The organism is Nonomuraea montanisoli (assembly GCF_013363975.1).
In the GTDB taxonomy this organism is placed as follows: Bacteria; Actinomycetota; Actinomycetes; order Streptosporangiales; family Streptosporangiaceae; genus Nonomuraea; species Nonomuraea montanisoli.
Genome location: NZ_JABWGN010000016.1, coordinates 59,449 through 72,689, shown reverse-complemented (window position 1 = coordinate 72,689; position 13,241 = coordinate 59,449). Strand labels below are relative to the sequence as shown.

Annotated in this window: 13 protein-coding genes; 9 read left to right on the top strand and 4 right to left on the bottom strand. The window is 71.9% G+C overall.

All coding sequences use genetic code 11. From position 1 onward, the window contains the following. The first annotated feature begins 75 nt into the window (after positions 1-75). Together HTZ77_RS35080 and HTZ77_RS35075 are read left to right on the top strand one after the other, a co-directional pair. Positions 76-477 (top strand): F0F1 ATP synthase subunit epsilon, encoded by a 402-nt coding sequence (locus tag HTZ77_RS35080; RefSeq protein WP_175594185.1) that lies wholly within the window; start codon positions 76-78, stop codon positions 475-477. Between the two features lie 28 nt (positions 478-505). Beyond that, positions 506-883 carry a DUF2550 domain-containing protein gene (locus HTZ77_RS35075; protein WP_328808949.1) on the top strand — a complete coding sequence of 126 codons (378 nt, stop codon included), beginning with the start codon at positions 506-508 and terminating at the stop codon, positions 881-883. Between the two features lie 258 nt (positions 884-1,141). Here HTZ77_RS35075 and HTZ77_RS35070 read toward each other — a convergent pair whose 3' ends face one another. Then, positions 1,142-1,732 carry a cob(I)yrinic acid a,c-diamide adenosyltransferase gene (locus HTZ77_RS35070; RefSeq protein WP_175594046.1) on the bottom strand — a complete coding sequence of 197 codons (591 nt, stop codon included), beginning with the start codon at positions 1,730-1,732 and terminating at the stop codon, positions 1,142-1,144. 127 nt (positions 1,733-1,859) lie between these two features. Between HTZ77_RS35070 and HTZ77_RS35065 the strand changes: the two genes are divergently transcribed. The 4 genes from HTZ77_RS35065 to HTZ77_RS35050 all read left to right on the top strand — a co-directional run bounded on the left by HTZ77_RS35065 (position 1,860) and on the right by HTZ77_RS35050 (position 5,491). Next, the gene (locus HTZ77_RS35065; protein WP_175594045.1) at positions 1,860-2,759 is read left to right on the top strand and encodes an ABC transporter ATP-binding protein; all 900 of its coding nucleotides are present in this window, start codon (positions 1,860-1,862) and stop codon (positions 2,757-2,759) included. After that, positions 2,756-3,865, top strand: coding sequence for an ABC transporter permease (locus tag HTZ77_RS35060; protein WP_175594044.1), 1,110 nt, complete (start codon positions 2,756-2,758; stop codon positions 3,863-3,865). Before HTZ77_RS35065 ends, HTZ77_RS35060 begins: the two co-directional genes overlap by 4 nt. A 10-nt stretch (positions 3,866-3,875) precedes the next feature. After that, entirely contained in the window at positions 3,876-5,075 is a 1,200-nt protein-coding gene (locus HTZ77_RS48475) for a sensor histidine kinase (RefSeq protein ID WP_175594043.1), read from the top strand. A gap of 98 nt (positions 5,076-5,173) precedes the next feature. Then, the gene (locus HTZ77_RS35050; protein ID WP_175594042.1) at positions 5,174-5,491 is read left to right on the top strand and encodes an STAS domain-containing protein; all 318 of its coding nucleotides are present in this window, start codon (positions 5,174-5,176) and stop codon (positions 5,489-5,491) included. Between the two features lie 197 nt (positions 5,492-5,688). Here HTZ77_RS35050 and HTZ77_RS35045 read toward each other — a convergent pair whose 3' ends face one another. The 3 genes from HTZ77_RS35045 to nucS form a co-directional block, all read right to left on the bottom strand. Next, positions 5,689-6,231, bottom strand: coding sequence for a TetR/AcrR family transcriptional regulator (locus HTZ77_RS35045; protein ID WP_235995622.1), 543 nt, complete (start codon positions 6,229-6,231; stop codon positions 5,689-5,691). A gap of 144 nt (positions 6,232-6,375) precedes the next feature. Beyond that, positions 6,376-7,848 (bottom strand): aldehyde dehydrogenase family protein, encoded by a 1,473-nt coding sequence (locus HTZ77_RS35040; RefSeq protein WP_175594041.1) that lies wholly within the window; start codon positions 7,846-7,848, stop codon positions 6,376-6,378. A 44-nt stretch (positions 7,849-7,892) separates the two neighbouring features. Beyond that, positions 7,893-8,555, bottom strand: coding sequence for an endonuclease NucS (nucS, locus tag HTZ77_RS35035; protein WP_175594040.1), 663 nt, complete (start codon positions 8,553-8,555; stop codon positions 7,893-7,895). Between the two features lie 92 nt (positions 8,556-8,647). On the opposite strand from nucS, the gene HTZ77_RS35030 reads away from it, so the two are divergent. The 3 genes from HTZ77_RS35030 (at position 8,648) to HTZ77_RS35020 (ending at position 13,207) form a co-directional block, all read left to right on the top strand. Beyond that, complete coding sequence (locus HTZ77_RS35030) at positions 8,648-8,941, top strand: ATP/GTP-binding protein (RefSeq protein WP_175594039.1); 294 nt, start codon at positions 8,648-8,650, stop codon at positions 8,939-8,941. Positions 8,942-8,995: 54 nt separating this feature from the next. Continuing rightward, positions 8,996-9,700, top strand: a complete 705-nt coding sequence (locus tag HTZ77_RS35025) for an alpha/beta hydrolase (protein WP_175594038.1) — start codon at positions 8,996-8,998, stop codon at positions 9,698-9,700. Between the two features lie 186 nt (positions 9,701-9,886). Then, on the top strand, positions 9,887-13,207 hold the full coding sequence (locus HTZ77_RS35020) for a LamG-like jellyroll fold domain-containing protein (RefSeq protein ID WP_175594037.1): 3,321 nt from the start codon (positions 9,887-9,889) through the stop codon (positions 13,205-13,207). Positions 13,208-13,241: the final 34 nt, after the last annotated feature.

Genomic DNA, 13,241 nt, shown 5'->3' with positions numbered 1-13,241 from the left:
CCCAGCCCGCCCGGAGATACGGTGGTGGTGCGGCCGAAGCCGTGCCACCACCTGATCGGAAAGGAACCTGCACAAGTGGCCAAGCTACGCGTAGGGGTTGTCTCACCCGAGCGTGAGATCTGGTCGGGCGAGGCCGACATGGTGATTGCCAAGACCGTGGACGGCGAGATCGGTATTATGCCGCAACACGCACCCGTGCTCGGCGTCCTCGTCGAGGGCGGCGTGCTACGCGTCAAGCGGGAGGGCGAGGGCGAGCTCGTCGCGGCCGTCCACGGTGGGTTCATCTCCGTGGCCGACGACGAGGTGTCCGTGCTCGCCGAGGTGGCCGAGCTCGGTTCCGAGGTCGACGTCGCGGCGGCCCGTGACGCTCTCGATCGGGCGCAGGCCTCGATCGAGGCCAACCAGGAGGACGCCGACGCGGCGGTCGAGGCCCAGCGTGCCCGGGCCCGGCTGCGTGCCGCGGGCGAAGAGGTCTGAACTCAACAAGGCTCAGGGGGCGGCAGTGGTGGCGACGGTATTCATCTGCGTGCTGCTGCTCGCCGCCCTGGTGGTCCTGCGCGGCTTCATGCTGGCCCGCTCGCGGGGCAGCGTCCCCTGTCGGATCCGGGTAGCCGACCACGGCTGGCGCAGCGGGGTAGCCCGCTACGCCGACGGGGAGCTCCACTGGATCCCGCTCATAGGTCTGCGACTGAGGCCGCGCCACGCGATCGCGAGGCGCGGCCTCGTCGTTTCCTCCCGGCGCGAGCTGGACAACGGCCTGTACGCGATCGACTGCGGCGGCTCCGCGGGGGACATCTCGCTGGCGATGAGCGCCGACGCGCTGACCGGCTTCCTCGCCTGGCTGGAGTCCGCGCCCCCGAGCGCGTATCTCGACGTGGCGTGATTTTCTTCTGTTACGGCACAGCGCTTTCTTCTTTTGGTTACGGCACAGCCGACTTGGCCGCCACCCCGCGTACGGGGCTGAGGGCCTCCAGGGAGACGGCCTCTGACCCGCACGGGGCCGGGCGCCGCTACGGCCCGCCGCACCCGTCTGAGCGGTTCAAGCCATGGGCCGCCACGCGCATGATTGCCGCGTCAGCCGTCTCCCGGTGACACAGATGCCGGCCACCACGGCGACCACAGGCCCTTGCCGCCACGGCGCTCAGCGGGTGGCGCCGGGTTTCCAGAGGATCTCTTCGCCTCCGTGGGCCACGCGGCACAGGATGAACAGCAGGTCCGACAGGCGGTTCAGGTAGGCGGCCGTGAGGGCGTTCATGTCGTCGTGGGCCTCCAGAGCCGCCCAGGTGGTGCGCTCGGCGCGGCGCACCGTGACCCGGGCCACGTGCAGCGCCGCCGTCGCCGGGTCGCCCCCGGGCAGGATGAAGCTGCGCAGCGGCTTGAGGTCGGCGTTGAAGCGGTCGCAGAGCGCCTCCAGCCGGTCCACGTACGCCTGCTCGACCCGCAGCGGAGGGAACGCGGGCTCGGCCACGACCGGCGTGGCGAGGTCGGCCCCCACGTCGAACAGCTCGTTCTGTACCTGGGCCAGGACCTCCACCAGCTCGGCGGGGAGCGTGCCGTGCGCGAGCGCCACCCCGAGGTGGGCGTTGGCCTCCTCGACGTCGGCGTAGGCGGCGAGCCGCGCGTCGGTCTTGGGGACGCGGCTCATGTCGTTGAGCGCCGTGGTGCCGTCGTCGCCGGTGCGGGTGTAGATGCGGGAGAGGACGACCGGCTTGTCCTTGTCCGAGCGCGTCATGGGCTCAGCGTAATGACAAATGTCATCGGGAAGGGACGCGGGGCGCATACCGGAGCCATGATTTCTCCGACTACCAGGGCGAATGCCGCACAGGCCACCATGTGTTCATGACGAAGGAGAGGACCTGATGCTCGAGATCAGCGAACTGCGCAAGCGCTTCGCGGGCGGGCCCGGCGCGCCGGAGGGCAAGCTCGCCCTGGACGGGATCGGCTTCACCGTGCGGCCGGGCGAGATGTTCGGGTTCGTCGGCGCGAACGGCGCCGGCAAGACGACGACGATGCGGATCGTCATGGGCGTCCTCCAGGCCGACTCCGGCTCGGTGAGCTGGCAGGGCCGGCCGCTGACGTACGAGGACCGGCGCCGGTTCGGCTACATGCCGGAGGAGCGCGGCCTGTACCAGAAGATGCGCGTGGCCGAGCAGATCGAGTACTTCGGCCGCCTGCACGGTCTGAGCGGGTCGCGGGCCGCGCAGGCCACCTCAGCGCTGATCGAGCGGCTGGGCCTGGGCGAGCGGCGCGGCGACGCCGTGGAGAGCCTGTCCCTGGGCAACCAGCAGCGCGTGCAGCTCGCGGTGGCGCTCGTGCACGACCCCGAGGTGCTCATCCTGGACGAGCCGTTCTCCGGGCTCGACCCGCTGGCGGTGGACACGCTGGCCACGGCGCTGCAGGAGCGCTGCCGGGGCGGCGTTCCGGTGATCTTCTCCAGTCACCAGCTCGACCTCGTCGAGCGGCTCTGCGACTCGGTCGGCATCGTCTCCTCCGGGCGGATGGTGGCCAGCGGCACGGTCGCGGGCCTGCGCGCCGCCGAGGGCGGCATGCTGCGCGTCGTGGTGCGGGAACCGGCTCCCGGCTGGGCGGACGGCCTGCCGGGTGAGCTGACGGCCGAGGACGGCCGGCAGGTCCTGCTGGTGGACGCCACCGGCGACGGCCAGGAGATCCTGCGCCGGGCCATGAAGGCCGGGCACGTCGAGCACTTCGGGGTCGAGCAGCCGACCCTCACCGAGATCTTCAAGGAGGCCGTGGCATGAACGCGCTGGCACTGGTGGCGCGCCGGGAGATCAGCACCCGGATCAGGACCAAGGCGTTCATCGTCAGCCTGCTGGTGACCATCCTGCTGGTGGCCGCCGCGGCGTTCGCGCCGAAGTTCCTGGACCGCCCCGACAAGTACACGGTGGGCACCGTGAACGCGCAGCGGCTGCCGCTGGAGGCGGCGGCGCCCGACATCGAGTTCGCCTGGAAGGCGTTCCCCGACGAGGGGACGGCCAGGAAGGCGCTGCTCGACGGCGACCTGGACGCGGTGCTCGTCGGCGACGCCAGGGTGCTCACCGACGGCGAGATCGAGCAGGAGCTCGGCGTGCTCCTGCAGAGCACCAACCGCGAGGTGAAGCTCGGCGCCTCCGGGGTGCGGATCGAGCCGCTGCGGATGGAGTCGGTCGGCGCCGACACCCGCTACCAGGCCGCCCGCACGGGCATCGCCGTGGTGCTGGTGCTCGTGCTGTTCATGTTGCTCATCGGCCAGGCGACGATGGTCGCGATGGGCGTGGTGGAGGAGAAGGGCAGCCGGATCGTGGAGATCCTGCTCACCTCGATCCGTCCCTGGCAGCTCCTCGGCGGCAAGATCGTCGGCCTGGGCGCGCTCGGGCTGGTCAACCTGGTGGCGATCCTCGCGGTGGGCGTCGTGGCCTCCGTCGGCTCCGGATTGGCGACCGACTTCCCGCCGGGGATGCCGGGCATCGTGGCCGGGGTGGTCGTCTGGTTCGTCCTCGGCTACGCGTTCTTCGCGACGCTGGCGGCGGCGCTCGCCTCGCTGGTCTCCCGCCAGGAGGAGGTCGGCAACGTGATGTCGCCGCTGACCATGCTCATCATGATCACCTACTTCGTCGCCTTCTATGCGACCGCCGAGCCGACCGGCACCCTGGCCACCGTGATGTCGATGATCCCGCCGTTCTCCTCGATGGTCATGCCGGTGCGCATGGCCGCCGCGCAGGTGCCGGTGTGGGAGGTCGGGCTGGCGTTCGCGCTCATGGCGGCGGCGGTGGTGGCCGTGCTCTCGCTCGGTGCGAAGGTGTACGAGCGGGCCGTCCTGCGCACCGGTGCGCGGGTGCGGCTCGGCGACGTGCTGCGCGCGAAGTGACGGGACGTACGTGGGGGAGATAGCGCGGGCACGCCGCCTGTGCTGGTGGATGCTGACCTCCTTCCTCGGGCTGCTGTGGGGAGGGATCGCGCTGAGCGCCCTGGCCGAGACCGGCCGGGGCGCTCTGCCGTGGCCGCTGCCGGTCGCGTCCGTGGCCGTCGCCGCCGTGTTCACGGCGCTCTACCCGCGCCTGGTGAACGCCGTGATCGAGTCGAGGTACCCGGTGCGGTTCATCGCGGCGACCGGGGTCCTGGCGGTGATGGCGGCCGCGACGGGCGGGGCGCAGCCGTTCGGGGCGGGGCTGGCGCTGGTGGCCTGGCTGGCCGTCGTCGCCGTCGGCGTCCCGCGCCGGCGGGCGTTCGCGCTGTCGGCGGGCACGACGCTCCTGGGGGTCGCGTTGAGCGTCGCCGCCGCGGCGAGCGGGTGGTGGCACCTGCTGGACATGCCGGACGCGCGGGGACCCGGGTGGCTCGGCACCGTGGCCGTCGCGAACACCTTCATGTACGCGCTGATGTGCCTGGCCTCGGTCGTGTCCAACCGGCTCTGGATGTGGATCTACCAGCTCGCCGTGCGTGCCCACGAGGGCAGGGAGGCGCATGCCCGGCTGGCCGTCGCGGAGGAGCGGCTGCGTTTCGCCCGCGACCTGCACGACCTCGTCGGGCACCGGCTGTCGGCCATCGCCGTGAAGACCGCGCTGGCCGTGCGGCTGTCGGACGGCGACCCGGGGGCGGCCCGCGAGGAGATGACGTCGGTGCACGGGCTGACCCGCACGGCCCTGCGGGAGCTGCGGGAGGCGGTGCGCGGCTACCGGCAACTCGACCTCGGGGCCGAGCTGTCCAGCGTGCGCGGCGTGCTGGAGGCGGCCGGCGTCCGGTGCGAGCTGCGCCTGCCGTACCGGGAGATGCCGGAGGAGGTGGCGCCGGTGTTCGCCTACGCCGTGCGCGAGGCCGTCACGAACGTGCTCAAGCACAGCGCGGCCACGTTCTGCGCGATCACCCTGAGCTTCACCGCCGAGCGGGCCGAGCTGGAGGTGCGCAACGACGGCGCGGCGGCCCGCGACCCGGCCGGTGAGCGGGACGGCGACCGGGGGACCGGCCTGGAGGGGATGCGGGAGCGATTGGCCGCCGTGGGCGGCGATGTCACGGTCCGTCATGGGACAGACGGGCACTTCATCGTCAAAGCGGTCGTGTCACTGCCGATTCCTGGGTAGGGGAAAGAGATCGGAGGGAGTTTTCGGCCCTCCCGTACGCCCTGCCACAGGGTACGAAGGCACCGCGTGCGGTCGCGTGGTGTGAATGAGGAGGTGGCATGCGAGTCCGGGGCAATCCGAAAGCCCAGGTGGTGCAGATCGGCGCCCGGCTCGACGCCGGTACGTCGGCCGGGATCCGTTCCAGGCTGCACGACGCGGTGGACTCCGGCGAAGGAGATCTGATCCTCGACCTGTCCGAGCTGGAGATGATCGACGCCACCGGTCTGGGTGTTCTCGTGGGCACGCATCGGCGCGCGTCCGGTGGGCAGCGCCGCCTCGTCCTCCGGGGGGTGCCGCCGCGGATCATGCGCGTTCTCGCGGTGACCCGGCTGAATCGGGTCCTGCACGTCGAGGCGCAGGAGGCCGCGGTGGCCTGACGGGGCAGCGGCGGGCGGGGGACCCGCCGCGTGCCGCGACATATCGGAGCGGGCGACGATCAGCCGTCGCCCGCTCTCTTCGCGTCCGGAAACCGTGGGTGCTTCCGCCGAAAAACAACAACCAAAAAGGCGATTAGTGGGGGTGTTTTATCCGGGTGTCGCGCCGCGGGGTAAACACGATGCGTGATCGGCGCGCTTCACCAGCCGGTGAGGGCTCTGCGGAAGATGTGCGCGGCCACATCGACGAGTTCGTCCACGTCAGGCGACGGGCTGCCGAGGATCCATTCGATGAGCAACTCTTGTAGCGCTCCAATTGCGCCGAGCGCCACGAGCCGCCGATTCACCGGTCCGGACACCGGGAATTCGGCCGACGCCTCCTCGATCAGCCGGGCGAACGCGTCCACCGCGCGCTGCCGTGAGGCCGTCAGCACATCTCCTGACCTGCGCACCTCCAGGTGCATGATGCGGGCCCGCCGCCAGTCGGCCGTGGCGAATTCGATATACGAGCGGATCCCCGCCTCGACCTTGCCCTCCAGGCTGTGCGGGGCCTCCTGCAGGGCCTTGGCGACGTGCGCGAGGCTTTCCTCGACGCACCTGTCGTGTAACGCCTGAAGCAGCTCCTCGCGTCCCCCGAAACATTCGTAGAACGCGCGGTTGGAGATCCGCGCCTCCGAGCACAGCCTTTCGATGGTCGTCGCCGCGAAACCCGGCTTGGCGTATAGCGTGTAGGCGGCCGTCATCAGCCGCTCGCGCCTGTCCGCCAGCCTTTGCTCTGCTGACATTCCCCGGTAAGACCGGTTCACATTCCACCCGTCCAACATGATCGTGGCCCCCAGAGCACACAATTATGGACGGATGATCCGCTTTGGGAAAGGGCGCAAAGATTACCTCTTACGTCGCCCGTGCAAGAACGTGACAATCCTGATCAGCCGCTCAAGCTCCTCCGGCCTGCGGGTGAACGAGGTGAGGTTCATCCCCGGCAGCGCGAATCGCTGCCGCGCGATGGCCTTCGGCCGGGCGAACTCGCGCAGCCCGTCCGCGCCGTGGATGCGGCCGAACCCGGAGTCGCCGACCCCGCCGAACGGCAGCGAGGGCACCCCGGCGAACGAGATCACCGAGTTGATCGCGGTCATGCCGCTGCGCATGAGGCGGGCCAGCTCCATGGCCCGGCGCGTGTTGCGCGAGAACACCGTGCCGGCCAGGCCGTAGGTGGAGGCGTTGGCCAGCTCCAGCGCCTCCTGGGCGTCGCGGGTGCGCCGTACGGTGATGGTCGGCCCGAACGTCTCCTCGCGCACCGCGGGGGAGTCCTCGGGCACGTCCTCGACGATCACCGGATCCACGTACGGCGCCCGGACCGACCCGGGGCCGCCGGCGACGGTCCGGCCGGACTTGACGGCGTCGTCGATGTGCCGCTTGATGATGTCGAGCTGCCCCGGCATGGTGATCGGCCCGTAGTCCTGCCCGGCCTTCACCGAGGCGACCCGCTCGGACAGCTCCCGCATGAACGGCTCGTAGACCGCGTCCACCACGTACACCCGCTCCACGCCCACGCAGGTCTGCCCGGCGTTGGACAGCGCGCCCCACAGGCAGGCGTCGGCGGCGGCCCGCACGTCCGCGTCGGCGTCCACGATGAACGCGTCCTTGCCGCCGCACTCGGCCACGATCGGCGTGAGGTTCTCCGCGCAGGCCGCCATCACCCGCTTGGCCGTGGCCGTCGAGCCGGTGAAAGCGATCTTCTTGACCCGCGGGTCGGCGGCGAGGGCCGCGCCCGTCTCGGCCAGCCCGGTCACGGCCTGGAACACCGGCCGCTCCGGCACCGACTCCGCGAACAGCTCGGCCAGCCGCACGCCGACGCCCGGCGTCAGCTCGGACGGCTTGAAGACGACGGCGTTGCCGGCGGCCAGCGCGTACGCGATCGAGCCCATCGGCGTGAACACCGGGTAGTTCCACGGGCCGATCACGCCCACGACGCCGAGCGGCAGGTATTCGAGGGTGGCCTCCAGGTTGACGCCGATCATGCCGGTGCGGACCCGGCGGCGGCGCAGCACCTTGTCGGCGTTGCGCGCGGCCCAGTCGAGATGCGTGATCGTCAGCACCAGTTCCAGGGCGGCGTCGCCGACCGGCTTGCCCGTCTCCTCGTGGACGAGCGCGGCCAGCTCGCGCAGCCGGCCGGCCAGCACGGCCTTGTAGTCGAGCAGCCGCCGCCGGCGCCCGGCCGGACCGAGCGCGGCCCACCAGGCCGCGGCCTCCTCCGCCCGGCCCACGGTCTCGCGGACCGCCGTGGCGTCCTGCTTCGGGTGGGTGCCGACGACCTCGCCGGTGGCCGGGTTCAGGGAGTCGAACGTCAGCGTCGCCATGGCGCCACGATAGACCGGTAAGTCGTCGCTTACCACGATGGGCCTCAGAAGAGGGTGGGGTTCTCCGGCTCGATGCCGCGCAGGCCGTCGTAGTCGAGGGTGACGCAGTCGATGCCCCGGTCGGCGGCCAGCACCCGCGCCTGCGGCTTGATCTCCTGGGCCGCGAACACGCCGCGCACCGGGGCCAGCAGCGGGTCGCGGTTGAGCAGCTCCAGGTAGCGGGTGAGCTGCTCGACGCCGTCGATCTCGCCGCGCCGCTTGATCTCGACCGCGACGGTCGCGCCGCCCGCGTCACGGCACAGGATGTCGACCGGGCCGATCGCCGTCATGTACTCGCGGCGGATGAGGGAGTAGCCGTCGCCCAGCGTCGTGATGTGCTCGGCCAGCAGCTCCTGCAGGTGCGCCTCGACGCCGTCCTTGATCAGGCCGGGGTCGACGCCCAGCTCGTGGCTGGAGTCGTGGAGGATCTCCTCCATGGTCAGCACCAGCTTCTCGCCGGTCTTGCCGTGGGTGACCGTCCAGGTGCCGCCGTCCTCCTTGAGCTTGCACGGCGGGTTCATCCAGTTGAGGGGTTTGAAGGCGCGGTCGTCGGCATGGATGGAGACGCTGCCGTCCGCCTTGATGAGGACAAGCCTGGGGGCCATCGGCAGGTGCGCCGTGAGCCGTCCGATGTAATCCACGCTGCATCGCGCGATGACCAACCGCATGACGGTCCACCTTATCGGCTCTGGAAAACTGGACGCATGGCGTTCGACAGTGTGGGAGCCGAGATCCTCCCCGGGGCGGCGGCCGGGACGAGATGAGCCCGCGCCGCGCCCGCCGCAGGGAGACCCCGCCCCGCCCTGCCGGCTTCCCCCGGGGCATGGACCGCGTCGAGGAGTGGCCCGACGGCGAGTGGAAGGTGCGCGCGCTCACGGGCGCCTCCTCCGCCAAGAGCTACCGGTGCCCGGGCTGCGACCAGGAGATCTCCGGCGGCAAGCCGCACGTGGTGACCTGGCCCAACTGGCCCGGCGGCGACGAGGAGCGGCGCCACTGGCACACGGCGTGCTGGCGCAAGCGGCTCGACCGCGGCCCGGGCCGCAGCCGCTACTGATCCCCTCACCCTCAGCCCTCAACTCCGTACTCACGAACACTCGAAGGGACCAAGGTGGAGATTCGCGCGGGCACCGAGCTGCCGGCCCGGCGGGAGCCGATCGAGCTGCACACCGGCGACGGCCTGACCCTGGTGGGGGAGCTGGCCCTGCCCCCCGACCGCCCCCCGGTGGCCACGCTGGTCACCCTGCACCCGCTGCCCACCCACGGCGGCTTCATGGACAGCCATGTCTACAAGAAGGCCGCCAACCGGCTGCCCGCGCTGGCCGGCCTCGCGGTGCTGCGCTTCAACACGCGCGGCACGTCGTCCGAGCGCGGCACGTCGCAGGGGGCCTTCGACGGCGGGGAGGGCGAGCGCTTCGACGTGGCCGCCGCCCTGGAGTACGCCGAGTACCACGACCTGCCCCGGGTGTGGGTGGTCGGCTGGTCGTTCGGCACGGAGCTGGCGCTGAAGTGGGCGCACGACCCGCTCGTGGAGGGGGCGATCCTGCTGTCGCCGCCGCTGCACCGGGCCACGGACGACGACCTCGACGCGTGGGCGCGCTTCGGCCGGCCGCTGACCGTGCTGGTGCCGGAGTTCGACGACTACCTGCGGCCGGAGGAGGCGCGGGAGCGGTTCGCGCGGGTGCCGCAGGCCGAGGTCATCGGGGTGGACGGGGCCAAGCACCTGTGGGTGGGCGAGCCGTACGTCCGCATGGTGCTGGACGAGATCGTCAAGCGGGTCAACCCGGCCGCGTACCCGCTGCCGACGCAGCTCTGACCGCACCCCGCGCCGACGCCCTGGCAATTTTCTTCACTTCGAACATCGTTCTGATGAAATCTGTCAGAAGATCTAGACGGGACGCGTGTCCTGAATGAGAATCCGATCGGCAACTGAAGATCGTGGAGGCGTCGCGCGGGCCTGACCCGCGGGGCGTCCTGCCTCGGCACGCACTTGCGAGGGCGGATGCGCGTTGGTCGTGGGCTGGTCGTGGTCATGGTGGCAGGGGCGGTCGCGGCGGCGCCTCTGAACGAACCCGCCGCGGCGGCCGGCGTCCGACAACAACCGGTCCGCGCCGCCGACGACGCCCTCCGCGAACCGTCCCGCGGCTCCGGCGAACCGGGCGGGCCCGGCGCCGACCCGGCCGAGAACGCCGCTCTGGCGCTCGCCCGCCGCGACGGCCGGCAGGTCGAGGTCGAGGCGCTGCGCTCCGAGACCCGCCAGGTCTGGGCCAGGCCCGACGGCACGCTGACCCTGGAGCAGTTCGCCCGCCCGGTGCGCGTGCGCAAGGCCGGAGCCTGGGTCCCCGTGGACACCACGCTGCGCCTGCGCCCCGACGGGGCGATCGAGCCGGTCGCCACGGCGGCCGGGCTCACGTTCTCCGGCGGCGGCGCCGGCCCGCTGGCCCGCCTGTCGCGCGGCGCCAAGTCCCTGGAACTCGGCTGGACGGGCACGCTGCCCAAGCCGGTCCTGAACGGCGACACCGCCACCTACGCCGAGGTCAGGCCGGGCGTGGACCTCCAGGTCACCGCCGACGTGGACGGCTTCTCGCACGTCCTCGTGGTCAAGTCGCGCCAGGCGGCGGCGAGCCTGACCGAGCTGACGTACCCGCTCGCCACCGAGGGCCTGTCGGTCAAGGCCGACAAGGCGGGCAACCTGGAGGCCCGCGACAGCGGCGGCGGCACGCTCTTCATCGCGCCCACGCCGACGATGTGGGACTCCGAGGGCATCACCAGCCCGCAGGCGCTCAAGGAAGGCCGCTCGCCGGAGGCCAGGCAGGCCACGATGGGCGTCGAGCTGGCGGGCCGGCAGCTCCGGCTGAAGCCGGACCGGAAGATGCTGGCGGATGAGAAGACCCGCTTCCCCGTCTACCTGGACCCGTACTTCTCGGCCGCCCGGGGCGCGTGGACGGCGGTCTGGAGCAACTGGCCCAACTCCAACTACCTCAACTCCAGCGACGTCGCCCGGGTGGGCCACGTCGAGTCGCAGAAGAACCGCTCCTTCTTCCAGATGAACACCGGCTCGACGATCCACGGCAAGCAGATCGTCAAGGCCACGCTGCGCACGTACGAGACCTGGTCGTACTCGTGCAGCGCCCGCAAGGTGGAGGCGTGGGCGACCAACTCGATCAGCAAGTCCACCACCTGGAACAACCAGCCCTCGTGGGTCAAGCTCCTCGACACCGTGAACGTGGCCAAGGGCTGGGGCGCCTCCTGCCTGCCCGGCGGCGTGGAGTTCAACGTCACCAGCCAGGTCGTGGACGCCGCCGCCAAGAAGTGGGCGAACGTCACGATCGGCCTGCGCGCGACCAGCGAGACCGACGTCTACGCCTGGAAGAAGTTCAAGAACAACCCGAGCCTGGTCATCGAGTACAACTCGATCCCGTCCGACCCCGTGGCCGCCGACGCGTGGTCCGACCCGGGAGGCGCCTGCGTCTCCGGTGAGGGGCGGCCGGTCATCAGCACCCCGACGCCGAAGCTGTGGGCCAAGCTGAAGGACGCCGACAACTCGGTCAAGGGCCGCTTCGAGTGGTACGACGCCGCCGGGACGAAGACCGGCGAGTACGTCACCGCGACCGGCTCGTCGGGCAGCGCCTACTACGCGACGATCCCGGCGGCCCTGTACGCCGACGGCGCGCTCATCCGCTGGCGCGTCCGCGCGGAGGACGGCAAGGCGAACAGCGCCTGGAGTCCCTGGTGCGAGGCCACCGTGGACGCCACCGCCCCCGGCAGGGAGCCGGTCGTGTCCTCGCCGCAGTACGCCGAGAACGTCTGGAGCGACGGGCTCGGCCTGGCGGGCACGTTCACCTTCGACCCCAACGGGATCACCGACGTCGCCGCGTACGTCTACGGGCTCGACACCACGCCCAAGGCCGAGGTCGCCCCGGGCTCCGACGGCAGGGCCACGATCGCGCTCACCCCGCGCCACGACGGCCCCAACGTCCTGGCGGTACGCAGCAGGGACCGCGCCGGCCAGCTCGGCCCGATCCGCACGTACGTCTTCAACGTCAACGCCGGCAGGGCGCCCAGCGGCCACTGGGCCCTCGACGAGGGCCAGGGCGCCGTGGCCGGCGACGCCGCCGGCGCCCACCCCGCGACGCTGAACGGCGCCACGTGGACCAGCGGCAAGACCGGCACAGGGCTGCGCCTGGCCAACGCGTACGCGCAGACCTCGGGCCCCGTCGCCGACACGAGCCGCAACTTCACCGTCACCGCCTGGGCCCGCCTGGCGGGCAACGCCGCCACCGCCACCCTCCTCACCCAGGAGGGCGCGCGGACCGGCGGCTTCGCGCTCCAGTACTCCAGGTCCGACGACCGCTGGGCGCTGGCCCGCGCGGGCGCGGACGCCGACGGCGCCCCGGTGGTCCGCGCGCTGTCGGCGGCGGCCCCGAGGCTGAACGAGTGGACCCACCTGGCCGGCGTCTACGACTCCGCGGCGGGCCGGCTCTCGCTCTACGTCAACGGCAGGCTGGAGTCCAGCGTCGCCTTCACCCAGCCGTGGAACGCCACCGGGCCGCTCACCGTCGGCCGCGGCAAGGTCAACGGCGCCGCGGCCGAGTTCTGGCCGGGCGACGTGGACGACGTCCGCGTCTACGAACGCGCCATGTTCGGCGATGAGGTGGCCGACCTGGTCAACAGCGCCGCCACGCTGGTGGGCCACTGGAAGCTGGACGAGGACGCGGGCACCACCGCCGCCGACTCCTCCGGCCGGGGCACGGCGGCGACGCTCGCCGGCGGCGCCTCCTGGACCGCGGGCTGGCTGGACGGCGCGCTGGCGCTCGACGGCGTGGGCGGGTACGCCCAGACCACCGCGGCCGCGGTCAACACCAAGGCCGGGTTCACGGTCGCCGCCTGGACCCAGCTCGACTACCTGCCCACCCGCGACGCCACCGCCGTCTCCCAGCCGGGCACCCGGGCCGCCGGGTTCCAGCTCGGCTTCGACAAGGAGCAGGGCCGGTGGGCGCTGGGCATGGCGGCCTCCGACGCCGACACCGCCGCCCTGGTGCGCACCCGCTCCGACGCGGTCGCCGTGCCGCTGGAGTGGACCCACGTGGCCGGCGTCTACGACGCCGTGCGCGGTGAGCTGAGCGTCTACGTCAACGGCCGGCTCACCGAGACGACCGTCACCAGCCACGTCAGCGCGTGGAACGCCGTGGGCGCGCTCCAGTTCGGCCGGACCAGGAGCGCCGGCGCCTACACCGGTTACTGGCCCGGTGCCGTGGACGACGTCCGCGTCTACGACGGCCCCCTGAGCGCCGAGCAGATCGCCCAGCTCGCCGCGCAATGAATCTTCCCGGGGGCCTCGGCCCGGGGCCCCCGGG

Bases quoted from the DNA above. Each gene is read 5' to 3' on its own strand.
- HTZ77_RS35070 (WP_175594046.1), bottom strand. From the start codon at position 1,732: ATGACGCGCTCGGACAAGGACAAGCCGGTCGTCCTCTCCCGCATCTAC.
- HTZ77_RS35065 (WP_175594045.1), top strand. From the start codon at position 1,860: ATGCTCGAGATCAGCGAACTGCGCAAGCGCTTCGCGGGCGGGCCCGGC.
- nucS (WP_175594040.1), bottom strand. From the start codon at position 8,555: ATGCGGTTGGTCATCGCGCGATGCAGCGTGGATTACATCGGACGGCTC.
- HTZ77_RS35050 (WP_175594042.1), top strand. From the start codon at position 5,174: ATGCGAGTCCGGGGCAATCCGAAAGCCCAGGTGGTGCAGATCGGCGCC.
- HTZ77_RS35040 (WP_175594041.1), bottom strand. From the start codon at position 7,848: ATGGCGACGCTGACGTTCGACTCCCTGAACCCGGCCACCGGCGAGGTC.
- HTZ77_RS35030 (WP_175594039.1), top strand. From the start codon at position 8,648: ATGAGCCCGCGCCGCGCCCGCCGCAGGGAGACCCCGCCCCGCCCTGCC.
- HTZ77_RS35045 (WP_235995622.1), bottom strand. From the start codon at position 6,231: ATGACGGCCGCCTACACGCTATACGCCAAGCCGGGTTTCGCGGCGACG.
- HTZ77_RS35060 (WP_175594044.1), top strand. From the start codon at position 2,756: ATGAACGCGCTGGCACTGGTGGCGCGCCGGGAGATCAGCACCCGGATC.
- HTZ77_RS35020 (WP_175594037.1), top strand. From the start codon at position 9,887: ATGCGCGTTGGTCGTGGGCTGGTCGTGGTCATGGTGGCAGGGGCGGTC.